22 protein-coding genes are annotated in these 23,745 nt (G+C 60.6%); 9 read left to right on the top strand and 13 right to left on the bottom strand.

Features of this window, described 5'->3' with window-relative positions; all coding sequences use genetic code 11:
• Positions 1 to 190: 190 nt before the first annotated feature.
• Both NW860_RS09355 and NW860_RS09360 read right to left on the bottom strand, forming a co-directional pair.
• Entirely contained in the window at positions 191 to 280 is a 90-nt protein-coding gene (locus tag NW860_RS09355) for a cytochrome b6-f complex subunit PetN (protein WP_414404797.1), read from the bottom strand.
• A 97-nt stretch (positions 281 to 377) separates the two neighbouring features.
• A complete protein-coding gene (locus NW860_RS09360; protein WP_414513813.1) occupies positions 378 to 2,630 on the bottom strand; it encodes a ComEC/Rec2 family competence protein in 2,253 nt (750 codons plus the stop codon).
• Between the two features lie 225 nt (positions 2,631 to 2,855).
• Here NW860_RS09360 and NW860_RS09365 point away from each other — a divergent pair, with 225 nt between their 5' ends.
• Positions 2,856 to 3,056 carry a hypothetical protein gene (locus NW860_RS09365; RefSeq protein ID WP_414394303.1) on the top strand — a complete coding sequence of 67 codons (201 nt, stop codon included), beginning with the start codon at positions 2,856 to 2,858 and terminating at the stop codon, positions 3,054 to 3,056.
• Positions 3,057 to 3,132: 76 nt separating this feature from the next.
• On the top strand, positions 3,133 to 3,978 hold the full coding sequence (locus NW860_RS09370; protein ID WP_414513814.1) for a prepilin peptidase: 846 nt from the start codon (positions 3,133 to 3,135) through the stop codon (positions 3,976 to 3,978).
• Here NW860_RS09370 and NW860_RS09375 read toward each other — a convergent pair.
• From NW860_RS09375 to NW860_RS09410, 8 genes are all read right to left on the bottom strand, one after another.
• Positions 3,962 to 4,606: a DUF721 domain-containing protein gene (locus NW860_RS09375; protein WP_414513815.1), complete on the bottom strand. Its 645-nt coding sequence runs from the start codon at positions 4,604 to 4,606 to the stop codon at positions 3,962 to 3,964. The genes NW860_RS09370 and NW860_RS09375 overlap by 17 nt on opposite strands.
• An 11-nt stretch (positions 4,607 to 4,617) precedes the next feature.
• Positions 4,618 to 6,429, bottom strand: coding sequence for a mechanosensitive ion channel family protein (locus NW860_RS09380; RefSeq protein WP_414513816.1), 1,812 nt, complete (start codon positions 6,427 to 6,429; stop codon positions 4,618 to 4,620).
• A gap of 83 nt (positions 6,430 to 6,512) precedes the next feature.
• The gene (uvrB, locus tag NW860_RS09385) at positions 6,513 to 8,600 is read right to left on the bottom strand and encodes an excinuclease ABC subunit UvrB (protein WP_414513817.1); all 2,088 of its coding nucleotides are present in this window, start codon (positions 8,598 to 8,600) and stop codon (positions 6,513 to 6,515) included.
• A 12-nt stretch (positions 8,601 to 8,612) separates the two neighbouring features.
• Positions 8,613 to 9,383, bottom strand: coding sequence for a hypothetical protein (locus NW860_RS09390; RefSeq protein WP_414513818.1), 771 nt, complete (start codon positions 9,381 to 9,383; stop codon positions 8,613 to 8,615).
• Between the two features lie 277 nt (positions 9,384 to 9,660).
• The gene (locus NW860_RS09395; RefSeq protein ID WP_414420452.1) at positions 9,661 to 10,689 is read right to left on the bottom strand and encodes a M14 family metallopeptidase; all 1,029 of its coding nucleotides are present in this window, start codon (positions 10,687 to 10,689) and stop codon (positions 9,661 to 9,663) included.
• Between the two features lie 183 nt (positions 10,690 to 10,872).
• A complete protein-coding gene (locus NW860_RS09400; RefSeq protein WP_414513819.1) occupies positions 10,873 to 12,342 on the bottom strand; it encodes a glutamate-cysteine ligase family protein in 1,470 nt (489 codons plus the stop codon).
• A 146-nt stretch (positions 12,343 to 12,488) separates the two neighbouring features.
• Positions 12,489 to 13,841 (bottom strand): TldD/PmbA family protein, encoded by a 1,353-nt coding sequence (locus tag NW860_RS09405; RefSeq protein ID WP_414410356.1) that lies wholly within the window; start codon positions 13,839 to 13,841, stop codon positions 12,489 to 12,491.
• A 93-nt stretch (positions 13,842 to 13,934) separates the two neighbouring features.
• Positions 13,935 to 14,069: a hypothetical protein gene (locus tag NW860_RS09410; RefSeq protein ID WP_414513820.1), complete on the bottom strand. Its 135-nt coding sequence runs from the start codon at positions 14,067 to 14,069 to the stop codon at positions 13,935 to 13,937.
• Positions 14,070 to 14,448: 379 nt separating this feature from the next.
• On the opposite strand from NW860_RS09410, the gene NW860_RS09415 reads away from it, so the two are divergent.
• A complete protein-coding gene (locus tag NW860_RS09415) occupies positions 14,449 to 14,742 on the top strand; it encodes a TIGR02450 family Trp-rich protein (RefSeq protein WP_414404787.1) in 294 nt (97 codons plus the stop codon).
• A gap of 364 nt (positions 14,743 to 15,106) precedes the next feature.
• Complete coding sequence (gene ispF / locus NW860_RS09420; protein ID WP_414394413.1) at positions 15,107 to 15,580, top strand: 2-C-methyl-D-erythritol 2,4-cyclodiphosphate synthase; 474 nt, start codon at positions 15,107 to 15,109, stop codon at positions 15,578 to 15,580.
• Positions 15,581 to 15,588: 8 nt separating this feature from the next.
• Here the strand turns inward: ispF and NW860_RS09425 are convergent, their stop codons facing one another.
• Together NW860_RS09425 and NW860_RS09430 are read right to left on the bottom strand one after the other, a co-directional pair.
• Positions 15,589 to 17,772 carry a glycogen debranching N-terminal domain-containing protein gene (locus NW860_RS09425; RefSeq protein WP_414513822.1) on the bottom strand — a complete coding sequence of 728 codons (2,184 nt, stop codon included), beginning with the start codon at positions 17,770 to 17,772 and terminating at the stop codon, positions 15,589 to 15,591.
• 40 nt (positions 17,773 to 17,812) lie between these two features.
• The gene (locus NW860_RS09430) at positions 17,813 to 18,895 is read right to left on the bottom strand and encodes a glycosyltransferase family 4 protein (protein ID WP_414410359.1); all 1,083 of its coding nucleotides are present in this window, start codon (positions 18,893 to 18,895) and stop codon (positions 17,813 to 17,815) included.
• Positions 18,896 to 19,104: 209 nt separating this feature from the next.
• On the opposite strand from NW860_RS09430, the gene NW860_RS09435 reads away from it, so the two are divergent.
• From NW860_RS09435 to def, 5 genes are all read left to right on the top strand, one after another.
• Positions 19,105 to 19,242 (top strand): hypothetical protein, encoded by a 138-nt coding sequence (locus NW860_RS09435; protein ID WP_414513824.1) that lies wholly within the window; start codon positions 19,105 to 19,107, stop codon positions 19,240 to 19,242.
• An 11-nt stretch (positions 19,243 to 19,253) separates the two neighbouring features.
• On the top strand, positions 19,254 to 19,697 hold the full coding sequence (locus NW860_RS09440; RefSeq protein ID WP_414513826.1) for a thiol-disulfide oxidoreductase DCC family protein: 444 nt from the start codon (positions 19,254 to 19,256) through the stop codon (positions 19,695 to 19,697).
• Positions 19,670 to 19,870: a hypothetical protein gene (locus NW860_RS09445; protein WP_414513828.1), complete on the top strand. Its 201-nt coding sequence runs from the start codon at positions 19,670 to 19,672 to the stop codon at positions 19,868 to 19,870. The genes NW860_RS09440 and NW860_RS09445 overlap by 28 nt, the downstream gene beginning before the upstream one ends.
• A gap of 209 nt (positions 19,871 to 20,079) precedes the next feature.
• Positions 20,080 to 21,537: an amidophosphoribosyltransferase gene (gene purF / locus NW860_RS09450; RefSeq protein ID WP_414513905.1), complete on the top strand. Its 1,458-nt coding sequence runs from the start codon at positions 20,080 to 20,082 to the stop codon at positions 21,535 to 21,537.
• Between the two features lie 28 nt (positions 21,538 to 21,565).
• Positions 21,566 to 22,117 carry a peptide deformylase gene (gene def / locus NW860_RS09455; protein ID WP_414394330.1) on the top strand — a complete coding sequence of 184 codons (552 nt, stop codon included), beginning with the start codon at positions 21,566 to 21,568 and terminating at the stop codon, positions 22,115 to 22,117.
• A gap of 36 nt (positions 22,118 to 22,153) precedes the next feature.
• Here def and gltX read toward each other — a convergent pair whose 3' ends face one another.
• Positions 22,154 to 23,593, bottom strand: a complete 1,440-nt coding sequence (gltX, locus tag NW860_RS09460; protein WP_414513830.1) for a glutamate--tRNA ligase — start codon at positions 23,591 to 23,593, stop codon at positions 22,154 to 22,156.
• Positions 23,594 to 23,745 lie beyond the last annotated feature (152 nt).

Below are 23,745 nucleotides of genomic sequence, written 5' to 3' on the forward strand. Positions count from 1 at the left end.
AGCGGCGAGCCTGACGTTCTGCCTCGTTGCGCCGCCGCCGATCCCGCCAGTCGATAAAGGTGATGTAACCAACGCCCAAAGTTATGGCTGCTAGGAGCAAAAAGATGCCCCCATAGGCAAGGCGGAGGATCCAGGGCAAGGCGGTTTCCATGGGGCTAGAGGCACTGAAGGACGGCGGGGAGGCTCAGGGCTACATGCCGTTGCGGCCCCAAACCACAAAGGCAATCGAAAAGGCAAAGAAAGCAGCAACGGCAACCCAGCCAAAGGTGATGATGTCCATAGGTCTAGCCGAGCAAAGAAGGCTTATCGGGGTGATCCCATTTTAGGGGATGGGATCCCCACCGCCTCCACAATCAAGCCCGCCTGGGGAGGAGGTGCTAGAGCTCTTGCGCTCTCAGGGTTTGCACGCCTTGCCGCGACCAGGTCACTGCTCCAACGCGCTCGGCTAAGTAGAGAGGCCGCTGCCTCTGCCGAAACCAAGTAACCACTGCCTCGCCGGCGGAGCCAGAGCTGATGCCCGCCTGCACCTGAAAGCGCTCCAGCAAGTCCAGGATTAGGGATCCCCCATCCCACCACAGCCAGTCAATTTGGGCCGGCAGCAGGGGAGATCCGGTTAGCTCGGCCTGGACCTGGGTGCTGGCGGACCCCAAAAGCAGCCAGCGGGATCCCTCGGCCTCCAGGGTCAACACCAGGGGGTTGGTATGGACAGCCTGCAGCTTCAGCCGCTCGGAAAAAGGGATGCGGTCGGCGGGCCGCAAGACTTGATAGGGGATCCCGGCCGCTTGCACGGCACTGAGGGAGCGCAGGTAGCTTTCGGAAGCGGCGTTGATCCCGCCCCCGTCCCAGAAGTGCCCAATGGAGAAAGCCGAAAGCAGGATCTCCCAAGCGCCATTGGCAGAGCCCCTAGAGGTCATGGCTACCGCTCCCTCCAGACGGCGCAGGCCCTGCTGCCGCAGAAAAGGCAGCACCGTGCGCTCGGCCAGGCGGGGATCGCCGCTGTTGAGCAAGAGGTGGCGTCCTTCTGCCTGAATAACCAGAATGGGGATGGGGCCACTGGCCAAAGCGGTGATCTGAACTGGCGGCCCCGGCCACAACCTCGGCCCCAGCAGGATGGCGGCCATGATCAGGGTAGTGCCCTGCCAGCGGAAAGCCCGTCGCCACTGCGGCCAAAAGGTGAGGGCCACCAGCGCCCCGTAGAGGAGCAAACACTGGAGCAGCGAGACCCTGCCGGTGTAGTAGGAACTTAAGGGCCAGCTGGCCATCCAGCTCACCCAGTTGATCAAGGGTGTGATCAAAAACGTCAGGGGCTGGGCCAGCAGGGATCCCAGGGCCGGCCAGAGCAAAGCCACAAAGGCCACCCCAAACCCGGCCACCAGCAGGGGCAGCAGCAGGATTAGCAGCAGCGGGTTGGCCAGCAGAGAATAGGTGGGGATGCGGCCAAAGATGGCCACTTGCAGCGGCAAGGTCCAGATCTGGGCTGCCAGAGGAATAGCCAAGGCGGTGGCCACTGCTGGGGGCAAGAAGTCCAAACGGGAAACAATGGGAGCTGTCCCCACCAGCAGGCCCAAGGTGGCAGCAAAGCTGAGCTGAAACCCCAGGTCTGTAATCCACTGTGGCTGGTAGAGCAACAGCAAAACCGCTGCCACCAGCAGCGTTCCCAGGGGGTTGAGCCTAACTTTTCCCTCCAGCCGCGGCTCCGTCAGCACCAGCATGGCCGCCACCCCCATCACCGCCGCCCGCAGCACCGAAGGGGTAAACCCTGTCAAGGTGAGGTAAACCCCCAAGGCTGCCAGGAGGATCCCCTGCTGCAGGCGCACTGCCAGCCGCCGCGTTAGGACAAACACCACCCCCAGCAGTAGCGACACGTGAAACCCAGAAGCGGCCAGAACATGGGCCATGCCGATTTCTCGGAAGGCATCTTGCAAATCGAAGTCCAACTGGCCAGCCCGGGATCCCAGCACCAGCGAGGCCAAGAGGTTCCCCTGCCGCTCCCCCAGACCGGCGACGAAGGCCTGCCGCACCCGCCGCCGCAACACCCAACCTCCCCAGACTTTTCCTCCCGGCTGCGGGATCACCTCGCGGGCGCTGAAGCCGGCAAAAGCCCCCTGGCGCTGCAGGTAGGCTTGAAAATCAAAGCTGCCCGGGTTCAAAGCCGGACTGGGAAGGTAGAGGGATCCCACCAGGCGCACCCGCTGGTTGGGATGGAGATCCCTGCCCTGGAGGGCTGCCGGGCTAGCAGTGACGTAGAGCTTGCCGCTCACCTGGCGGGCAGTGGAGTCGGCCTCCAGCACCTGCTCCGCCTCGAGCCAAAACTGCTGCCGCTCGCCGCGGGTAGGACGAGGCTCCGAAAGGACGGTGCCCACCAGACTCACCTGCTGCTGGGGGGCTAGAAGGCTAATATCCGTCGGGCCGGGGAGAGGCTGCCGCCAGCCCAGGTAGGCCCAGGCCAGGCAGCCCACCAACCCCGCCGCCAGCCAGGTGCGCCCCAGGCGCGGCCGTTGCCGGTAGACCAGGGATCCCACTAACCCCAGCCCTAGAGGGATCCCCCACCCCCAGCCGCTCACTGCCGGCCAGGCCCGCAGCAACAGGCCTAGGATCCAGCCCAGCCCCAGCAGGTAGGTTCTCTCCATCTGCTCTCAGCGCGCTTGCCCCCACTGTACTCTCCTACCCAAGCGGGATCTATAGCCCTGTCTTAACCTGCCCTGCTGGCTACCCCCCAGCTCAAGCTCGTTTGGCGACCTCTCTCGGTTCCTTGCCGGTCAACTTCCTGAATTGGGAAATAAAGATGGATGGCCCACCGGCTCTGCGCCGCGATATCCTAAGGATCGAACCACCAGCAGGGGGTGAGACTGCTCATGGACAGCACTTTGCTACAGGCAGCTCGCCAGATCTACCAGCTTCATCTTCAGCACCGCCCAGAGGTGGTGGAGCAGCCACCGCGGGGCGTGGTCATCCATCGCCGTACCCTGCGGGGCGACTTGATTTTCTCGGAGTTTCCCATTCTCTTGCCTCAGGAGACTTTTATTCCCTTGCAGCAGTTGGAGCCGCTGCGCTGAAGCCCTGCTCCCCTGCCCATCTGGAGGGTCTACGCTATACGAGGGCAGAGTCAGTCTTTGTTGCCTGGGAACGGCGGTGAGGGCAGACTTCCTGGCCAGCGCCTGGGAACTGCGCCTGTTGGGTTGGGTGCTGTTGATGATCCTAGGGGCCTGCGTGGGCAGCTTTATCAACGTGGTGGTCTACCGCCTGCCTCGGGGTCTCTCTCTACTCTATCCTGGCTCCCACTGTCCCCACTGCAAGACGCCCCTAGGGCCGACGGAGAACCTCCCCATCCTAGGCTGGTTCTTGCTGCGTGGTCGCTGCCGTCACTGCGGGAATCCCATCGCCTGGCGCTACCCTGCCGTCGAGGCCCTGACCATGGGTCTGTTTGGCCTCAGCGTTGGGGTTCTGGGATTTTCTCCCCGCGGGATCCTCACCTGCTTGTTGTTGGGCTGGCTGCTGGCGCTGGCCTTGGTTGACCTGGATACGTTTTTGCTGCCAGAAGCGCTCACCCGCTCTGGCTTGCTGGCAGGACTGCTGGCCCGCTTGGTGCTGCCTTGGCTAGAGGGATCCAGATCCCTGGCCGCTACAGGCTCGTCTTTGGTGGCTGGGATTGCAGGCGCGGTGCTGGGCATTTGGCTGGTGGAAGGCATTGGTTTGGTGGCCCGCCAAGTTTTGCGGCGGGAGGCCATGGGCGGAGGAGATGGCAAGTTGCTGGCCCTCATTGGCATGTGGCTGGGCTGGCAGGGGGTGGTCGTGACCCTCCTTTTGGGTTCCGCGTTGGGCTTGCTGGTTAGCTTATTGGCCATGGCCAGAGGACGAGCTCGCCTGGGCAAACCTGTTCCCTTTGGACCCTACCTGGCTCTAGGCGGGGCTGTGGCTGCCTTGGCAGGATCCCCGTTGGTCGAAGCCTACTTGCGCTGGGTCAACCTGCTGGAGTAGACGCTATTCCTGCAGGCGGCAACTCCCTGGGGTAGCGGCGGCTGGATCCACGCAAGGACTGGCGATGGCAAAACCCACAGACCAACCAACGCTCCAGCTCGGCAGCAGGAGTGGGGCAGCCGCAGGCAGGGCAGGGAAACAGGTTTTGCTGGGTTTGTTGCCGTTTCACTAGCCGAGCCCAGCGCTCGAAGGCAGCTTTGGCCTCTTCAGAAGAGGGAGATAAGCTGGAGCGGCGAGGGGTGGTAGGCCGCTTGGGAGTTGAGGATACAGGGGGAGGGGGGTAGAACCTGTCCACCAGTTCCGCATCGGAGGCAAAAGAGTTAGCCAAGCCCGACCTCGCATGCCAAGCGGCAGGGCTAAAGCGGATATCCACGAGGGGAGGGTGGAGGCGGCTGTTGAGTTTCTTGAGAATCCGTTGGCGCTGGAAGGTGAGGTTCTGAGCCCAAGCAGGGGTAGAAGTGGCCACCTGCAGCACCTGGCGGCGCAGGTTGACCGGGTAGGTTTGCGCGGCTACCGCTTCTCCCACCACTTCCGACCAGATCTGCCGCAGGGTCTGCATTTGGTTGAGCTCGGCCCAAAGGGGGTGGCCGCTGAAACTGGCCAACACACGCTCCAGGCTTTGCAGCATGGTGTCTCTCCCTAATCCTTGTCTTCCGAGAACTGGGCTGCTTCGCTGAGGGCCGACTGGATAGAAGCAGCGTCAGGCAGAGAACGGGATCCGCCGTTGGGGCTGAGGGAAACCAGTCCTTCCAAGCTGCGGATGTGGATGTCTTGCTGGGGGAAGGGGATGCGGATCCCGCGCCGCCGAAACTCGGCCTCGATGGCGAAGTTGAGCTCGCTAGTCAAGACAAATTGGTCCTGAGGACGGTTGATCCACACCAACAGCTCAAAGTTAAGGGAAGAAGGCCCAAAAGATCTAAGCCACACCTGCGGGGGCGGGTTGGTTAGAACCCGCGGATTTCCCCTAGCAACGGCAAGCAGGGCTTCGGTAACCACCTTTGTGTCGGAGCCGTAGGCTACGCCCACGGGAATGTGGATGCGGCAGCGGGGATCTCGGTAGCTCCAGTTCACCACCTTTGACTCAGTGAAGCGAGAGTTGGGCACAATGACAAAGATGCGATCCAAGGTGCGCAGGACAGTGGCCCGCGGGCCAATGTGCTCTACTGTGCCAAGCAAGTTGTCCACTTCGACTAGATCCCCAATCTGGATGGGACGCTCTAGGAGGATGGCGAGGTAGCTAAGGTAGTTGTTGGAAAGGTTTTGCAGGCCAAAGCCAATTCCTAAGCCCACCGCCCCTGCAATCACAGCCAAGGAGCTGAGGTTGAGGCCGCTAAAGGGCAGCACTAGCAGGATCCCAAATAGGGTGAGGACGTATTTGAAGATGGCCGCCGTCGACTCCTGGGTGCCCAAGTCCAGCCCAAGGCGACCCAAAAACCGCTGCTTTAAGCCAACGCTGATATAGTGGGCAACCGTAAAGACCAAAGTGGCCAGGACAAAGAAGACCAATAGGCTAGCAATGGAAACATTGGAATTGGGTAGCGGCTGGATGAGAACGCCCAGTGCTGTGTCCACCACCTGCCCCAAGCGCGCGTAAAAAGCCCGCTGAAAGGGCCGCAGGGCGGGTATGAAGCTAATGCTGCGGTCCAGCGAGATGCCGGCAATAAGCATTGCTCCTAGGCTGCGCAGCAGGGATCCTCCCATGTCAATCCAGCTTCCCCAACCTGGGTCAGCCCGGAGCTCTAGCCACCTCTGCAGGCGGACGAGGCTACGGTCGAACAGCCGCCAGAGAAAGAACCCCACAGCCACGCTGGCCAGCCCAGCCAAGGTAGTGAGTACTAGCACGCGCGGATCCCGCGTCCGCTGCAGATCCAGCCGATCCTGCCGGTACTCAGCGATGGCTTGTTCCAGCCGCCGTGCCCAACTGTTGGCCACTAGACGCACATCGTTGAGGCTTACCTGAGCCAGCGGCACCCTGCGCTCGGCAGCCGCATCGGCATAGGTGACGGTAAACAAGTACCGTTGGGTGGCCTCAAAGCGGCCTCTTTCTCCCAGCCGGAGAACGTACTGCCCATTGGCATCCTGAGCCACCCGCACCTCTGGCTCCGGCAACTGGCCCTCTTCCAAAAAGCGCTCGATGATTGCCCGCACATTATCAGCCCGCACGTCGCTGGGGTATTCTGCCGTTTGCAGGCGAAACACCGGGACTCCCCCCACCAGCACTGCTGTGCCCTCTTGGCCAGTCAACGGGATCCCCAGCGGGGTTGGGGAAGGAGCTCCCTCGGGGGCAACTCCAGGATCCCGCAGCTCAAGTGCCTGCGCCAGGCGGTTCTCAAAGGGGGCAGAGAGGGCAGGGGAAAGCCAGAGACCGATCCCCATCGTCAGCCCCAGCGCGAGTACAGCCCCCTTCAGCAAGAGGGAATCTCGAATGGCTCGGCGGAGGCGAACATCCATGGTTTCAGGAATCCCGAGGAGGCTTGGCGGTATGCCCATGGTGGCACGAGCAAGTCCCGCGGCTGGGGAGGCAGGCTGGGAGCTTAGGCGCTCCAGGGGTGGCCCAAAAGCCGTTGGCGCAGCTTTTTAATTTGGTCGCGCAGCCGGGCAGCTTCTTCAAATTCCAAGTTTTTAGCTGCCGCTTTCATCTTTGCATCTAGCTCGCTAATGAGCTCTGGAATTTTGGATAGAGGGATCTCATCCAGCGCTGGCAAGGCTTTTTCCAGATCCTTGCCCTTGAGTTTGCGGGAGATGGCTAAAAAAGACAAAATGGCATTGCTGTTTTTCTTAACGATGGGCTTAGGGGTGATGTTGTGCTGGCGATTGTATTCCAACTGAATTTGGCGGCGGCGCTGGGTTTCGGCAATCGCTCTTGCCATGCTGCCAGTCAGCGTGTCAGCATACATCACCACCATGCCGCGGACATGGCGCGCTGCCCGCCCAATCATCTGGATTAGGGATCGCTCCGCCCGCAAAAATCCCTCTTTATCTGCATCCAAAATGGCTACCAAGGAGACTTCCGGCAGATCCAACCCCTCCCGCAACAAATTGACCCCCACCAGGACATCAAAAGCCCCTTCCCGAAAATCTTGGAGGATCTCAATGCGCTCGATGGGGGTAATCTCAGAGTGCAAATAGCGAACCCGGATCCCGCGTTCCTGCAAGTACTCGGTGAGATCTTCAGCCATGCGTTTGGTAAGGGTGGTTACGATGACCCGTTCCGGGAAGCCCTGCTGCGAGCGCTCTAGGCGCAGGTAGATTTCTGAGAGCAAATCCTCCACTTGACCGGCTGTGGGGCGGACATGCACTTCTGGATCCACCACACCAGTGGGCCGAATAACTTGTTCTACAACCCGGCCTGTGCCCGGTATGTAGAACTTCAGGGGTTTGCCATTTTCCACCACGGTTTCAAACTGAGCTTCGCTTTGTTCTAATTCCCAGTTGCCGGGCGTGGCGGAAACAAAGATGCATTGGTGGACTTTGGCCCAAAATTCCTCGGCTTTGAGGGGGCGATTGTCAAGGGCGCTGGGCAGGCGAAAGCCGTGATCCACCAGCACCTGTTTGCGGGCGCGATCCCCATTGTACATGCCCCGGATTTGCGGCACGGTAACGTGGGATTCGTCCACCACCAAGAGCCAATCGTTGGCCTGGAAGTAGTCCACCAAGCAAGCAGGCGGCTCCCCTTCCTTGCGCCCCGTCAAATGCCGGGAGTAGTTTTCAATGCCGTTGCAGTAGCCCACCTCCCTCAGCATTTCCAAATCGGAGCGGGTGCGCTGCTCCAGCCGCTGAGCTTCTAAGAGCTTGCCCTGGCGGCGAAAGAGATCTAGCTGCTCTTCCAGCTCTTCCTCAATGCTGCGGATGGCCTGCTCTAGTCGCTCTTCGGGTGTTACAAAGTGGCGAGCTGGATAAACCCTGAGGGCGCTGACGCTGGTGAGGATCGCGCCTGTCACCGGGTCAAGGAGGCGAATGGCCTCGATCTCATCGCCAAAAAACTCAATGCGAATTACCCGATCCTCGTAGGCAGGCACAATTTCCAGCACATCCCCTTTGACGCGAAACCGCCCCCGCGCCAGTTCCAGATCATTGCGCTCGTACTGGATGCCGACCAGCTCCCGCAAGACCTGCCGTTGGTCAATTCGTTGGCCCACTTTGAAGGGGATAGAAGCCTTCAGGTATTCCTCCGGCATGCCCAAGCCGTAGAGGCAGCTTACGGAAGCCACAACAATGACATCCCGCCGTTCAAAGAGGGAGCGGGTAGCCGAGTGCCGCAGCATGTCAATTTCTTCGTTAATGGAAGAAGACTTGGCAATGTAGGTGTCAGTGCTGGGCAAATAGGCTTCCGGTTGGTAGTAGTCGTAGTAGCTGATGAAATACTCGACAGCATTGTAGGGAAAAAGCTCGCGCAGCTCGTTGCACAGTTGTGCAGCCAAGGTTTTGTTGGGGGCCATCACCAGGGTTGGCCTGCCAATCTGCTGGATAGTATGGGCAATGGTAAAGGTTTTGCCAGTTCCGGTTGCCCCTAGCAGAGTTTGAAAGCGATGGCCCTCCAAAATAGACTGCACCAAGCCAGCAATTGCCTGAGGCTGATCCCCGGTGGGCTGGTAGGGGGAAACCAGTTGAAACTCAGACATAGGCCTAACCCTTTACAAGCTGTAGATTTGTCCATCTACCAGCAGATGAGTAATGCCTTTCTTTTGCAACTGCGAGCGCACAACTTCCAGAATGTATCCGGGAAAGTGGATAACCCGGTAGGGTGGGTGGGTGTTGCTGCCTCGGCGGCTCATTTCGCAAAAGCGCCGGGCCACCTTGGGGTTGTCGAAAACGGGTAGCGTATTGGTATTCTCGATCCCTTCCAAGGATCCCGGCCCCAAAAATTCCTTGAGGGGGCGGGTGGCCAATTCTTGGTAGCGGTCCACCACTACGTAGCAGGTCTCGGGCAGCTCCAGCTCCTCCAGGGGAAGCACCTGAATTTGATGGACAGGCCCAGCGAGGGGATCTGGCTCTGCTTCGGCGTCCTCCGGCAGATCGTCACTGGTGTCTTCCTCCTCTTCCGCTTCATCGTCGTCTTCTTCTGCAGCCAGATCTTCCTGCAGCTCAGCCACCAGGTGGGCTGGCAGTGCTTCAGGGGGCAGTTCTGCTCCTTCGCCCGCTTGATTAGAGGCGTCCTCTGGAGACAAAACCTGTTGTGGCTGGGGCATCTCTTCCTTGTCCCTGTCTTTGCGGCGGGCTGCTAAGCGTCTGAGCTGGATTAGCTGCTGGTACTCGTCAGGAGGGATATTTTCCTTGAGAACGCGGGTGATGGTGGCGAGGCTGACGCGGAATTGCTCCGCCAGTTCAGCAACAGTAGCTACCGAGTCGCGGTAGGCATTGACGATCTGCTGTTGTTCTTGCTTTGACAGTTTGCTGCGAGCCATCGCCATTCACCCCCTCCCAAAAGTTCTTATGGGCAGGTGGCGTTGACCGGCACACCCGCCTGAGGCCGACGGCCAGTGCTTCCCAGTCTAACCCCTTGCCACTCAAGACGCGGCTCCTTTTGAGCGAAAAGCGTGCCCATTCAAAATGCAGGCCAGGGGAGCGAGCAGGCAAGGGGCATCAGGGGTGTAGAGCGGTGATCAAGTCCGCTTTGTTGAGCAGCAAGTCTGGTGGGCGGCAGTCCACAAGCGTTGGAAATTGGAGGAGCTCCTCAACCCTCTAGTCCTCGTTCGCGACAGCGGTGCGGCAGCGCTCCATCAGGTAGCAGAGGCAATCTTGGCGGATGATATGGCTATTGAGGGTGAGCATGGCTGGCACAAGCGGCACACGGGTGCGAATTTCCCCATCCTGGGCATAGAAAAAGCGCTCCGCCACATTTTGGCCTTGCTCATCTTGCACCTCCAGGTAGAAACCGTTGGTGGTCCATCCAATGCAGGTGTGGGGAGGTAACTCCCGAAAGTTAAGCAGATCCAAGTTGGGGGGGAAGCGCAGGTGTGGCTGGGATCCCTGCGGCTTGCTCTCTTCTTCCCCAAAGCTAAAGCTCACCTCTTCCGGGATCCTGACAATGGCGATGCTGTGAAAGAGGTCGATGTCTTGTCTAAGGACGGGGCGCTGCGGGATGGCCGAAAGATGAAGACAGGCTTGCAGAAATGCGTAGGCATGCTGGGTGCCGTAGGGCTGATCCGGCTTGCCGCACTCCAGGGTCACTGCCGGGCAGAAGCGCCCAAAGGCCATGCTCTGCACGCCTTCTGGCCGCCTGAAGTAGAGGACAGTGCGACCAAACAAGGTGGCCAGGTGCAAGGTGGAAGGATCTAGGTAATTGACACAGGCGTAATGGGGGTTGGTGCCCGTGTTGTTGTGGATGTCAACGCTGGCAAAGACGCCGCGTTGCCGCATCTGCCGCAAAACCGCCTCGGCCATGGCATGCTCGGGGGTGGAGCCGGGGCCCCAAATGCGGTTGTAGTCTGGCTGGCCGTCCAGGCGCCGCTGCCCATAGCGAGCAGCCCGTACATTGCCGATGAAGAGGGACAGGGAACGGGGCAGTTCTCGCTCGCGGTAGCAGCGCAGAAGCTGTCGCACTGCCTGCCAACCAGTGGTTTCGTTGCCGTGCAGCAGGACAGACACAAACAAGGGGGGATCCCGCCTTCCCCGCAGATGGATGAGGGTTGGCCCGCCCAAGCGGTCGTAGAGTTGATGGGCCTCTAGCTCCAGGAGTTGATCCGGCAGGTGGTCGAGAACGGTGAGCATGAGGGTTGGGCAAGCACTTCAACGCAAACTCTTGGCTGCTCAGGAGCAGAAATGAACAACTGGCTACCGTGCTGGTGGCTTGGGTCGTCGCCCTGCCCTTTGAGAAGGCATCCCCCCTTCCAAGCTGGGCAAGGGATCCATCTTGCCCAGGGGGATCCCCTGCCATACGGGGAGGGCGCTTTCCTAGTCGAGATCCCAAGTGTGTACCGGCTGACCTTGCCGCTGCCGTTCCCAGTAGGCACAGGTCAATTGTTGCATATCTTTACCATGCCGAGCCACGTAGCGCCGCTGCCAGGTGGCCCCATTCTGCCCCAACTCGACGCGGGCACGGAGAATGCCCAGGTACTCCTGGATATCCTGGGAGGACAAGTTCAGTTGCGCCAATCCTTCCTCAGCCAAAGGAATTAGCTCTTCCAGCAGCAATTGGCGCAGGGATCCCTGCCACCCCTTGAGCCAGGTGATGGGGGCCTCGAGGCCGAAGCGGGCAGCCGCGTAGAAATTGGCGCGGCACTGGGCAAAGCTCAGCTCCTGCTCCGGGGGAAGGGGTCGGGATCCCAGAGCTTGCACCAGGCCAAAGTAGAAGGCGGCATTGGCGATCATGTCGGGTAGAGTGGGACCTGCTGCAGCCACCCGCTGTTCAATGCGCAGATGGGGATAGGGATCCACCCCCACCAGAGGGCGGTTCCAGCGCCAGATGGTGCCGTTGTGCAAGCGCAGATGAGCTAGCTCAGTAGGAGGTGAGGCCAGCCTCTGCGGCAACACCACCGGATAGCAGCGTAGATTTTCCCAGAACAACTCCGTTAGGGACTCTTGCACATAGCCTTGCCCAAAGGTGACGCGAGGTTGGTGGGTGGGGGCAAGGGGGGGTGGGCCATCCAACGCCTGCTCAAACACAGGGATGCGGGTTTCCGCCCATAGGTCGTGCCCGAACAGATAGGGAGAATTGGCCGCCAGCGCTACCAAGGGGGCCGACACGAGCAGGGAAGCGTTGAAGTAGCGGACCGCTTGGTGGGGGGCCACCTGCAGATGGATTTGAAAAGAGGTGGTGGCTGCCTCCAGCATGACGTTTGGGTGGGTGACCCGCAGCAGGGTGGCAGGCCCTTCGATTGTCAGCCCCAGGGCCGGGATCCTGGAGGGTTGCTCGCGCCGGTGCAGGTTCAGGATCTGCTCGTTGAGGGCCAGGTAGCGCTTGCGAGGCGAGATCATCTCCAAAGTGAGCTGCTGCTGCTGCAGCGTGGGCAAAATGCCGATCGTCATCAGCCCCGCCTGCAGTTGCTCGGCCACTCGGCAACAGCGATCCCACGTTTGGCCCAGCTCTTGCTGCAACTGCCGCAGAGCCGAGCCGACCAAAACTTGGGGCCGGCTGTTGATCTCCACGTTGAACTGGGCCAGTTCCGGCACCACCAGCGGATCGTTCACCGCTTCCAGGTAGGCTGAGTTGATCGGGGCCGGATCCCCCTGGGGGGTGACCAGCCAGGCTTCCAGCTCAAACCCGCCCACCAAGGATCCCTGAGCAAAGGGCTGACAAGCCGGATCCAGCCCCGGCGCACCGGCCAACCAGCGGTCGAGCAAGTCCGTTTCTTGCTGTAGCCGAGCTTTGAACTCGGCAAAGTCTTCGTCGCTAAAACTCAGGCAGGCGATCTCCTGGCCCATCGAGACAACTCCGCGGCTTTTGGGAATAAGACCACCGTATCGCTGCTGCCAGGGATCCCGGGGTAGGACAGTTTACCGCTGTTGCCTCCTGGCCAGCTCTAGCCTATGGTTGCTGGCTGGATATCCCAGGGCACTGACTTGGTCAGCTATCCTGCCGTTATCGAGACATCTTCAATGCGCAGGGCAGGAAAGGCAGCCGTGCCGTTGAAAACAGTTACTTCCTGGGAGATGGCAGAGATATTGCGCAAACAGTCGTAGAGGTTGCCGGCAATGGTGGTCTCCAGGATGGGGCGTTTTTCGCCGCCTTTGACCAAGAAGCCCCCTTTCACCACCCCGGAAAAGTCGCCGGTGATGGGGTTGCTGCTGCCAGAAAGCCGGGTGACGATGATGCCCCGCTCCATCGCGTACAACTCCGCCAGGGGCGTTGTCCCTGGAGCCAAGCTCAGACAGGCCGGCCCCACTCCTGGCAAGCTGCCCGCTCCGCCTGTGGCATGGCCATTGGAGGGAACGCCGGCAGCCCGGCCCTCGTAGCTGTTGTACATGAAGTTGCAGAGGATCCCTTCGTGGATTAGGGGGGTAACTTGGCGGGGGATCCCCTCGCGGTCGAAGGGCTCGATGAGGTAGCCAGGCAAGCCCAGGCCTTCCGAAACCAGCGTCAACAGAGGGCTGGCGATAAGGGATCCCATCTTCTGCGCCAGGGGGCTTTTGCCTTTGCGCACTGCATCCGCCCCCAGCACAAAGAGGAGGTCTCCCAGAAACTCCTCCACCACATCCGGCGGCAGGACGATGGGGCCACGAAAACTCTCTCCCTTGCTAGCCCCCAGGGCCCCCACGCACTTTTGCACAAAGCGATCAAAAGCTCGCTCTAGGGCCGGCACCAGATCCGCCCGCTTCTGGACGCTGTCGCCGTCGTAGGCAAAGCTGCCTACCTCATCCCCATCGATGGCCATGCCAAATAGGGATCCGCCCGCCTCAACGCTGTGGTAGTTGGCGCGGATGCCGGTGGAAGAAGCAATGGCCACGGTATCCTCTTCCACACTGAAGGAGCCGCTGTCGATGGTGATGCGCGGGTCTTTGGAGCGCACCCACTCCACCAGTTGGGATCCCAGTTGCGTCAGCTCGGCAGCATCCAGCTCCAGCAGGCCTGGGTCAAGGGCAAAGGGCACCTGGGGCAGAGGCTGGGGATCCGGCAGGCCGTTGAGGGGATCCGCCGGCGAAGCCTTGGCCATGGCCACCGCCTCAGCTGCTGTTTCGGCCAGATCTTCTGGGCGGTTGGAGGTGGCAAAGCCCAGCCTGCCGCCGCAGAAGACCCGAATGCCAAACAGGGTTTCGCAGCTAGTGCGAACCAGGTTGAGGTCATTTTTCTCAAAAGTGACTTCCGTCTCGCGGCCTGAGTTGGCAAACACCTCGGCTTGGTCAGCGCCGGCAGCCAAGGCCTTTTGCACACCCTGTTCGCAGAGATCTAGCAAGTTTTCGGGGGAAATAACAGAGCCGGGCATGGCTGAGAGGGGCAAGAGAACAGTTCTATTATCAACCTAGGGCCAAGATCTCGCTCAGGAGCAGGAGACAAGCCCTCCCTCAGGCGGCGGCCCCTACTCCAGCGGCTGATCCGAAAAAAGCAGGGGAGCGATATTGGCCGCCTGGTTGAGCGGGATCTCGTCGTGGATGGCGTACTGGTAAAACTGGTCTATGCGCCGGCACAGGCCCTCTGGGGTTAAGGCCTGCACGTTGAGCTGATGATGTAGCTCTGGGCAGGAGAGGTTCGGAACGCCTGAAAGGCTTTGCGACAAAACGCCTGCTTGGCTTCGGGATCGGCCTGGCGCCACTCCGGCCCCGTTAGTTTGCCAGATAGTCCTGGCTCAGTTGCTGCCCAAGCGCTGGACGCGACCCAGGGCAGTCCCGCGCCCAAAACCAGACACGCCAGGAGGAGCAATAGAAGTCTCGCTTTCAGAAGCACCTGCTGCCAAAAGAGCCACAGCGGTTGCCCATGTTGCACCATCGTTGGATAGGCTAGGGGGTAAATTGGAATGCCAGAGCACTTCTAGCCATCCTACCGCTCCTCGCTCGCCCCCAGGCAGCGGTAGGGTAGCAGCCAGTCCTCAACCCATGGCCCGTAGCAGACCCCGCCGAAAGCAGCGCTTTCCCCACCTCCTCGGCTCCAAGTGGACTTCGGTTCAGCCTGTGCTGGGCTGGCGACATTTTCAGGTTACCGCTCGCCAAGAGGGGGAAGGGGGGGTAGTGTTTGCCGAGCTCAAGGCCGTCTGCGATCCCCAGGTGCGCCTCTGGGTCAACGCGGCCACCCTGAAGAACCGGGATCTTTGGCAGCCGGGCTGGACGCCTCTCGAAGACGGGATCCCCTGTGGGCGGCAGGATCCCCTTCTGGACAGGGCTGGGGGATAGTTTCTCTCAAGCTGGGGCTCAGGGATCGATTAGGATCATCTCTCTAGTGTGGTGTTTTAATTCGGAAGCTTGAGGAGAAGAAAGCGAGATGGCCAGATGTGACGTTTGCGGAAAAGATCTTAGCTACAGCGATTACCAGTGGGCCAAGCGCTGCGCCAATCCTTACGGGAAGTCTCACCTCATCTGCTTCGACTGCTACAGTGGTTCGTCTTGTCCCATCTGCTATTCCCCTCTGGAGCCGGCAGAATAGAAAGAGGCGTTCTCAAAAGCTGCTTGTCGGTTACTCGACTCCCATCCCCCTAGCTCCTCGGAGGGGGCGATGGTCGACAGAGGTCTCGATGGTTTTCCCAAGGGAGCCGGAAAAGTGCGCATTGGCCAGGGCTACGACATCCACCGCCTCGTCGAGGGGCGCCCCCTGATCCTGGGCGGGATCCGGATCCCTTACGAAAAGGGGCTATTGGGCCATAGCGACGCCGATGTCCTCACCCATGCCATCATGGACGCCCTCCTGGGAGCCGCCGCTCTGCGGGATATCGGCTACTACTTCCCCCCTGAAGAAGAGCGTTGGAAAGGGGCAGATAGCATCCTTTTACTACAGCAAGTGGTGCAGCTGGTGGGCCAAGAGGGCTGGTGCGTTGCCAATGTAGACAGTGTGGTGGTGGCGGAGCAGCCCAAGCTCAAGCCTCACATCCCTGCCATGCAGGCTCGTCTAGCCGAGGCTATGCAAATATCGCCCAAGCAGGTAGGGATCAAGGCCACCACCAACGAAAAACTGGGTCCTGTAGGTCAGGGGGAGGCTATGGCTGCCTTTGCTGTAGCCTTGCTGGTGGAACGCTGAGGGCATTCCTACCTCACCGTCAACTCCACATCCCCTGTGCTTCTCAGGACGTTGATCCCCACCCCTCCTGCCTGGAGATACAGGCCAATGTCCAGGGATCCGCGCCCCACCTGAATGTTTTCGAGGGTAACATGGGGCAGCCACGGGGGCAGGGTGGGCTGAGTCAGGTGCACCCGCTGGGCCAAGCCGTCGATCTCCAGGCCTAGGCAGGCCTGCAGCAGCAGGAACACGCTGGCCGCCGCCCAAGACTGGGGCAGACAGGCCACCGGATAAAGGGTGGGGCCTTCCCGCTGGCGCCGCCGAAAGCCACAGAACAGCTCCGGCAGCCGCCGCAGCTCTAGAAACTGGCTGGCATCGAACAAGGCTGTCAACACCTGGGCCGCCTCCGCCTTATAGCCATAGCGGGAGAGCCCCGCCGCAATCAGGGCATTGTCGTGGGGCCAAATGGAGCCGTTGTGGTAGGACATGGGATTGTAGCGCCCTTCCCCTTCCGCCAGGGTGCGGATCCCCCAGCCGCTAAAAAAAGCCGGCTCCAAGAGTTGCCGGGCAATGCGCTCGGCATGCTGCGGGTGAGCGATCCCGGAAAACAGGCAGTGGCCCATGTTGGAGCTGCGCACGCGACAGGGTTGCTTGCGCCCGTCCAAAGCCAGGACGTAGCCGCCCAGCTCTTCACACCAAAACTGCTCCCAAAACCGCTGCTGCAGCTTTTCTGCTTGCTGCCGCAGTTGCGCCGCCTGCTCTTGCCGCCCCAATAGCTCTGCCATCTCCGCTGCCAACAGCTTGGCCTCGTAGGCGTAGCCCTGCACCTCGCACAGGGCTATGGGTGGTTCCGCTAGGGATCCGTCGGCATAGAAGATGGCGTCTTCCGAATCTTTCCAGCCCTGATTGCGCAGGCCCCGTCGCGCCTTGCTGGCGTACTCCAAGAAGCCGTCGCCGTCCAGATCCCCGTAGGTGTCCATCCAGCTTAGGGCTGCTTCGATGTTGGGCCACAACTGCCGCAACAGCTCGAGGTCGCCGCTGCGGCGCACATAGCGCCCTGCTAGCACCACAAACAGCGGCGTTGAGTCGATGCTGCCGAAATAATTGCCAAAGGGGATCTCGCGCGTCTTGGCCATCTCGCTGTAGCGCTGCTCGTGCAAGATCTTGCCCGGCTCGGCATCGCGGCTGGGATCTACCTCCTGGGCCTGGTGGGCTGCCAGGTACAGCAGCACTCCCCGCGCCAAATCGGGAAACCACCAAAGGGTGGCTAGGGCAGTGATCAGCGCGTCGCGGCCAAAGACTGTGGCAAACCAAGGTACGCCAGCGTGGGGATAGAGCCCATAGGGCGTGCGGGCCAGCATCATCACCAGGTCGTCCCGCGAGGCGTTGAGCCACTCGTTAAACTGAGCGTTGCCAGTGTCGATGCGGTGGGCCAAAGCTCTTAGCGCCGCCCGCTGCTCCCGTTCTGCCTGCAGTGCCTCCTGGTAGGTCAGGGGCGGGATCTCCTCGCCGCCATAGCTGCAGACTACCCTTACTTCTAGATCCCGCTCCTCCTGAGGTGCCAGCGGCACCCACCACTGCGCTAGCTTTTCCGAAACCACGTCCGGAGGAGGGGAAAATAGGAGCCGCGTCTGCCGCTCCAGTCCGTCTAGGCCGCGGTAGCGCAAAGTTACCCCCTCCGGCGTCACCTGGGCCGGCAACAGTTGCCCCCGCTGCGCCCGCCGGATGCCGCGAATCTCAAACATGTCGGCAAAGTCGGCCTCAAAGCGCAGGGTAAGCGGCACGCGGAGCGTCTCCAAACCGTAGTTGTGAATGCGAATGCGCTCATAGGCCACGTTGTTCCACAAGAAAGTGGTGCGCAAGACGTGTAACGTCTCTTGTTCAATGAACTGCCCCTCCGAGGTGGTGAACTCGGGGTTGGTGAGATCCACCGCCAGAATGTCCTTGTCTTCCCGCACCTCTGAGCTGAGCAGCAGAAACTGCTTCCCCTGCAAGTCCAAGACCAGCCGAGATAAAAAGCGGGTGTCATCGCGAAACAGGCCGTGATCCTGGATGCCGAGGGGGCGCATGTTTCCCAGGCGGTCAAAAACAGCAAAGCAGTTGTCCTGCTTGAGGACGTGGGGACGCGCCTCCACCAGCGAAGCGCTGGCGCGGATGTAGTACTGATCCTGAATCTGGATGATGTCTTCGGCCATCTCGGTCTTCGCACCCAACCAAAGCAGCAAAACAGCAGCCTCGCAGCTAGCTCAAGCTTTAACTGGGCAGAGTTGACAGGCCAGGGGTGGCTTTCTTCGAGCGCTCCTGCCGCTCGTTCACCAACTGGTTGTAGAGGGCCTCGTATTCCGACACCATCCTCTCGACGCTAAACCGCTCCTCAAACACCTGCCGCACCCCAGCTCGGTCAAGGGATCCCACCTTTTCCAAGGCCTCCACTGCCTCTTCCACGGAGTCAACAATAAAGCCGGAGCGGCTGTCGGCCATCACCTCGGGCACCGAGCCAAAGCGAGTAGCAATCACCGGCGTGCCACAGGCCATGGCTTCAATCATCACCAGCCCAAAGGGCTCCGGCCAGCGGATGGGAAACAGCACCGCGTAGGCCTTGCCTAAGAACTCGTTTTTCTCTTGGTCAGTGATTTCCCCAATGATCTCCACATTGGGATGGCGGCTAGCCAGAGGCTTAATTTCTAGCTCGTAGTACTGGCGATCCACCGCGTCGATCTTGATAGCAGCCTTCAGCGGCATCCCTGCCCGCGCGGCAATTTCAATGGCCGTGTCCAACCCTTTTTCCGGCGAGACCCGGCCCAGAAAGGCCAGGTAATCCCCCTTTTCTGGGTAGAAACGGTGGAGATCCAGGGGTAAGCCATGGTAGACCGTCCCTACCCAGCGCGCCTGGGGCAGCGGCCGCCGCTGAGCATTAGAGATGGAGACCACCGGAATGTCCTGAAACTCGCTGTAGAGAGGCTGCAGCTCCGGAATGTCCAGTCGCCCGTGTAGAGTGGCCAAAAAAGAAACTTGAGGGTGGCGGCGGGCCAGGGCGTAGGGATAGTAGTCGATGTGGCCATGGATAATGTCAAACTCGTTGGCCATCTGAAAGGCCTTCTCCACCATCAAGATGTGGGGAGCCACCGTATCAATGGCCGTGGGATCCAAGCGCAAAGCCCGCTCCCGGAAAGGGATCAAGCGAGCCTGGGTCTGAGAGTCGCCGCTAGCAAATAGAGTCACCTCGTGCCCGCGCCGCACTAGCTCTTCAGTTAACCACGAGACCACCCGCTCGGTGCCGCCGTAGAGCTTGGGGGGTACACTTTCGTGCAACGGGGCAATTTGGGCAATGCGCATCGTTATCCTCCAAACCAAATTGGTAGCCGTTCGGGATTGTTGGTTGCGCCGAGCTAAAGGCGCTTCTCAGGTGCTGACCCCGGCAGCCCAGCCCTGTTACAGCTGGTCGCAGGATTTTCTTACAACCCCTTGGCTAAAGCCAGATGATAAAAAAAAAAGAGGGAGCCAGCTAGATCCAGCCTATGGGCTAGCTGGCTGGCTTTGTTGCGTTGGCTGGTGAGAAAATAGCCCATCCTCCAAGCCTAGCCGATTTCCAGCACGAATACAATCGCCTCATGGGCCGGCTATTTCTGTCGCGGCAAACAGAGGCAGAGTACCAAGCCCAAATTTTGGGTCGGCCTGCCTAAGGGATCCCACCATGCCCTACATGGTTATCTACGACGGCCTCTGCAACCTCTGTGCCACCGGCGTTCAGCTCTTGGAGCAACTGGATCGCGGACGGCAGTTTTGCTATGCCCCCATGCAAGATGCTTCTACCCTGGCTCAATGGGGGATCCCACCGGAGCAGGTGGAGCTGGGGATGATTCTCATCGATCTGGAGCACCCAGAGCGCCGCTGGCAGGGATCCGCTGCCATTGAACAAATTGCCGCCCTTTTGCCGGGTGGGGAGCTGTGGCTGGCTCTGTACCGCAACTTTCCTGGCTTGAAGCTTCTAGGGGATCGAGGCTACGAACAGATCCGGGATCACCGCTACGAGTGGTTTGGCCGCCGTAACACCCCATACCTATCTGTCTACCCTGCTTGTGTTTCCTGCCGGGATCCCTTGGCTGATTGGTGGCCATTCGCCAAACCGTCCCCCTAGCCGCCATTGCCCGCGACCAAATTCAAGACTTGAAGGCATGGGCTGCTGAGTCGGGAGCTCGAACCGCCTCCCAGGATCAACGGTTGGTTCAAGAGCTGCAAACCCTGGCTCAAAAGAGAGGACTAGGCCCCATTGAAGTCGATAGCCCCTCTTCCGGCCTGAAAGACCTATAGCAACTTGGCAGTGACCTGCTCATCCCGGCGCAGTCGAGGGGGAAGGGGCTGGGCTCAGGCTAGACTGGTAGGTACAACCGGCAAGATGAGGATCCATGGCAGCAAAAGCGGGGGCAAGACCATCTCCAGCGGGGGGAGAGGAGCAGAACTGGCCTGCCGGCTTTTGGAACAGCCAGGAGGAGCCCAAGGAGGCCTGTGGAGTATTTGGCATTTTGGCCCCTGGGGAGGAGGTAGCTAGACTGGCCTACTTTGGGCTGTTTGCCCTGCAGCACCGCGGCCAAGAATCGGCGGGGATCGCCACTTTTGAAGGAGCCTTTTGCCGAGTACACAAGGCGATGGGCCTAGTTTCCCAAGTTTTCGACGAGGTAAACCTGGCCCAGCTCAGCGGCGACTTGGCAGTGGGCCACACCCGCTACTCCACCACTGGCTCTAGCCGCATGGCCAACGCTCAGCCGGTAATCGTGGAAAGCCGCCTGGGGCCGCTGGCTTTGGCCCACAACGGCAACTTGGTCAATGCCGAAGAGCTGCGCAGAGAACTGGAAGCTGCCGACCGCCACCTCACCGGCAGCACTGACTCGGAGTGCATTGCCCACGCCATTGCCCAGGCGGTCAATCAGGGCCAAGGGTGGGTAGAAGCCACCTGTCAGGCTCTGCGCCGCTGCCGTGGGGCTTTTAGCCTGGTCATCGGCACCCCCGAAGGGCTGATTGGAGCGCGGGATCCCTACGGCGTGCGCCCGCTGGTGTTGGGGTTTTTGAGCAGCAACCCCACCAGGCAGGAGCTGCTGCAGCCCCAGATGGTGGGCAGCCCTCATTGCCCCGAAGCCCCACGGTTACACTATGTCTTAGCCTCCGAGACCTGTGCTCTGGATATCATCGGAGCCGATTACCTGCGCCACGTGGAGCCGGGGGAGCTGGTGTGGATTGACCGGCAGGGGCTGCAATCGGTGCGCTGGGCGGAGGCCAACCCTAAACTGTGCATCTTCGAGATGATCTACTTTGCCCGCCCCGATAGTTGCATGCATGGGGAAAGCCTCTACTCCTACCGGGTGCGGCTGGGAGAACAACTGGCCAGGGAAGCTCCGGCAGAGGCCGACTGGGTGATCGCGGTGCCCGATTCCGGCACCCCGGCAGCCATTGGCTATGCCCGCCAGACAGGGATCCCCTACACCGAGGGGCTGATTAAAAACCGCTATGTGGGCCGCACCTTCATTCAGCCCACCCAGTCGATGCGGGAGCGGGGCATTCGCATGAAGCTCAACCCCCTGGAAGATGTGCTGCGGGGGAAGCGAATTGTTATTGTGGACGACTCGATTGTGCGCGGCACCACCAGCCAGAAAATCGTCAAGGCCCTGCGCCAGGCGGGGGCCACCGAAGTTCACATGCGCATCTCCAGTCCGCCGGTTACCCATCCCTGCTTCTACGGCATCGACACGGACAGCCAAGACCAGTTGATTGCCGCCAGGTATTCGGTGGCAGAAATTGCTGAGAAAATCGGGGTGGACTCTTTGGCCTACCTGAGCTGGGAAGGCATGCTGGCGGCCACAGGCCAGGATCCCAATTCTTTTTGCTCTGCCTGCTTTACCGGCCACTACCCCATTCCTGTCCCAGAGGGGCTAAAGCGCTCCAAGCTCGCTCTGGAGACAGCAGCCAGCCGCAAAGATCGCTAGCCAATGCTGGAGAGCCTGCGGAGGGAACATGACCTTGCGCCTGCGCCAACTGGGGGATCCCATCCTGACTCAAGTAGCTGAGCCGGTCACTGAGTTTGGAACGCCGGCTTTGCAAAACCTCATTGAAGAAATGCTTGCCACTTTGAAAGAGGCCCAGGGGGTGGGCTTGGCGGCCCCTCAGGTGGGATCCCCCCTCCAGGTCATCATTGTGGCCTCCCGTCCCAACCCTCGCTATCCCGACGCTCCCCAAATGGAGCCGCTGGTGATGCTCAACCCCCGCCCCTTGGCCTTGAGCGACGAGCAGGTGCTAGGGTGGGAGGGCTGCTTGAGCGTGCCCAACTGCCGTGGCCTAGTGGCCCGTGCCCGCGAGGTGGAGGTGGAGTACTACACCCCAGAAGGTGTCCGGCAGAGAGTGACTTGGCAGGACTTCCCAGCACGAATTTTCCAGCACGAGTACGATCACCTCTTGGGCCGGTTGTTCCTGGATCGGCAGCCGCAGCAACTGCTGACGGAAGCTGAGTACCAGGCCCAGATCCACAGCTTGGCCGGTGGCAAAGAAGAGCAACAATTGCCACCCTGACAAAAGCCTGCAAAGGCAGAGCAGTCAGCGTCCTAGTCAGCCCACCACCTTCTGCACTGCCTGCAGCCGCCCCAAGGCCCAGCCTCGCCGGTGCAACAGGGCAAAAGAGGTCAGTAAATCTGGCCCCTGCAACTCGCCAGTCAAGGCCGCCCGCAAACTTTTCATGAGCAAGCCCTTTTTCATCCCCTGGCTTTGGGCCACCTGGTCCACCAGTGGCTGCAGGCTCTCAGCAGTAACTGGCTGAGGCAGCTCGGCAGCAGCCAACGCAGATGCCATGGCTGCCATTGCCTCTGCCACTCCCGGCAAGCGCAACTGTTCCAGCGCAGGCAAGCTGTAGCTAAGGGGCTCTACGAATAAAAAGCGACTTAGGGGAGGGGCCTCCGCCAGGCGGTCGATGCCGTCAGCCACTAGGCGAGCCACATCCTCTAGCCAACTGGAATCGGGCACCGATCCCAGGTCAAACCCCGCCGCCTGCCAAAAGGGGGTAAGCCGCTCCACCAGCTCCGCTGGCGAAAGCCGCTTGATGTACTGTCTGTTGATCCAGTTCAGCTTGTCCCAGTCAAAACGGGCAGCAGCCCGGTTGACTCGGTCAAAGTCAAACAGGGTAGCTGCTTTTTCCAACGAGAAAATTTCTTCCCCATCTGGGGGAGACCAACTCAGCAAAGCCAGGTAGTTTTTGAGGGCCTCGGGCAGAAAGCCCATTTGCTGAAACTCGGTTACCGAAGTGGCTCCATCCCGCTTGGAGAGCTTCTTCCCTTCTTGGTTTAGGATCAGGGGGGAATGGGCAAATTGCGGCGGTTCATGCCCCAGCGCTCGGTAGAGCAAGATCTGCTTGGGCGTGTTGCCAATGTGGTCTTCGCCACGGATGACGTGGGTGATTCCCATGTCAATATCGTCTACCACCACTGCCAAGTTGTAGAGAGGGTAGCCATCCGCCCGCGCGATGACCATGTCCCCACCTAAGTCCTGGGTGTTCCAGGTAATGGGGCCGCGAATGAGATCCACCCACGAGACCTCCATCGGCTCCTCAATCTTAAACCGGATCACCGGCTGCCGCCCCTCAGCTTCGTAGGCCCGTCGCTGCGCCTCGGTGAGAAAACGGTGGCGGTTGTCGTAGCGGGGGGCTTTGCCAGCGGCCTTTTGGGCAGCCCGCATGGCTTCCAGCTCCTCCTCAGTGACATAGCAGCGGTAGGCCAGCCCCCGATCCAGAAGCTGCTGCACCACTTCCCGGTAGCGCGCCATGCGGTTGGACTGGTAAATGGGCCCTTCGTCCCAGTCCAGCCCCAGCCAGGCTAGCCCCGCGAGGATATTACGGGTGTAGCGGGGGGAAGAGCGCTCGCGGTCAGTGTCTTCGATGCGCAGGATGAACTGGCCACCATGGCGGCGGGCATAGAGCCAGTTGAACACTGCTGTCCGGGCTGTGCCAATGTGCAAGTTGCCAGTTGGGCTGGGGGCAAGGCGAACGCGAACACTCACAGGCAACGCTTCCTAAAGAGGGCATCCCGATCCTAGTCAGCATTGGGATCCCTTGTCATGTTGGAATCCGTATGCGGTTGCCAATCGAGGCAGTTTGGGTAGAATCCGCCTTAGCTGCCAGTCAAGCGGTAAGCTCCCCGGGGGTAAAGGTT

The organism is Synechococcus sp. F70.1 (assembly GCF_047502745.1).
Lineage (GTDB): Bacteria > Cyanobacteriota > Cyanobacteriia > Thermostichales > Thermostichaceae > Thermostichus.

What these genes read in the sequence shown, in the direction of transcription:
- NW860_RS09355 (WP_414404797.1), bottom strand. Translation starts at nt 280, where the DNA reads ATGGACATCATCACCTTTGGCTGGGTTGCCGTTGCTGCTTTCTTTGCC.
- NW860_RS09360 (WP_414513813.1), bottom strand. Translation starts at nt 2,630, where the DNA reads ATGGAGAGAACCTACCTGCTGGGGCTGGGCTGGATCCTAGGCCTGTTG.
- NW860_RS09365 (WP_414394303.1), top strand. Translation starts at nt 2,856, where the DNA reads ATGGACAGCACTTTGCTACAGGCAGCTCGCCAGATCTACCAGCTTCAT.
- NW860_RS09375 (WP_414513815.1), bottom strand. Translation starts at nt 4,606, where the DNA reads ATGCTGCAAAGCCTGGAGCGTGTGTTGGCCAGTTTCAGCGGCCACCCC.
- NW860_RS09380 (WP_414513816.1), bottom strand. Translation starts at nt 6,429, where the DNA reads ATGGATGTTCGCCTCCGCCGAGCCATTCGAGATTCCCTCTTGCTGAAG.
- uvrB (WP_414513817.1), bottom strand. Translation starts at nt 8,600, where the DNA reads ATGTCTGAGTTTCAACTGGTTTCCCCCTACCAGCCCACCGGGGATCAG.
- NW860_RS09390 (WP_414513818.1), bottom strand. Translation starts at nt 9,383, where the DNA reads ATGGCTCGCAGCAAACTGTCAAAGCAAGAACAACAGCAGATCGTCAAT.
- NW860_RS09395 (WP_414420452.1), bottom strand. Translation starts at nt 10,689, where the DNA reads ATGCTCACCGTTCTCGACCACCTGCCGGATCAACTCCTGGAGCTAGAG.
- NW860_RS09400 (WP_414513819.1), bottom strand. Translation starts at nt 12,342, where the DNA reads ATGGGCCAGGAGATCGCCTGCCTGAGTTTTAGCGACGAAGACTTTGCC.
- NW860_RS09405 (WP_414410356.1), bottom strand. Translation starts at nt 13,841, where the DNA reads ATGCCCGGCTCTGTTATTTCCCCCGAAAACTTGCTAGATCTCTGCGAA.
- NW860_RS09415 (WP_414404787.1), top strand. Translation starts at nt 14,449, where the DNA reads ATGGCCCGTAGCAGACCCCGCCGAAAGCAGCGCTTTCCCCACCTCCTC.
- NW860_RS09430 (WP_414410359.1), bottom strand. Translation starts at nt 18,895, where the DNA reads ATGCGCATTGCCCAAATTGCCCCGTTGCACGAAAGTGTACCCCCCAAG.
- NW860_RS09440 (WP_414513826.1), top strand. Translation starts at nt 19,254, where the DNA reads ATGCCCTACATGGTTATCTACGACGGCCTCTGCAACCTCTGTGCCACC.
- def (WP_414394330.1), top strand. Translation starts at nt 21,566, where the DNA reads ATGACCTTGCGCCTGCGCCAACTGGGGGATCCCATCCTGACTCAAGTA.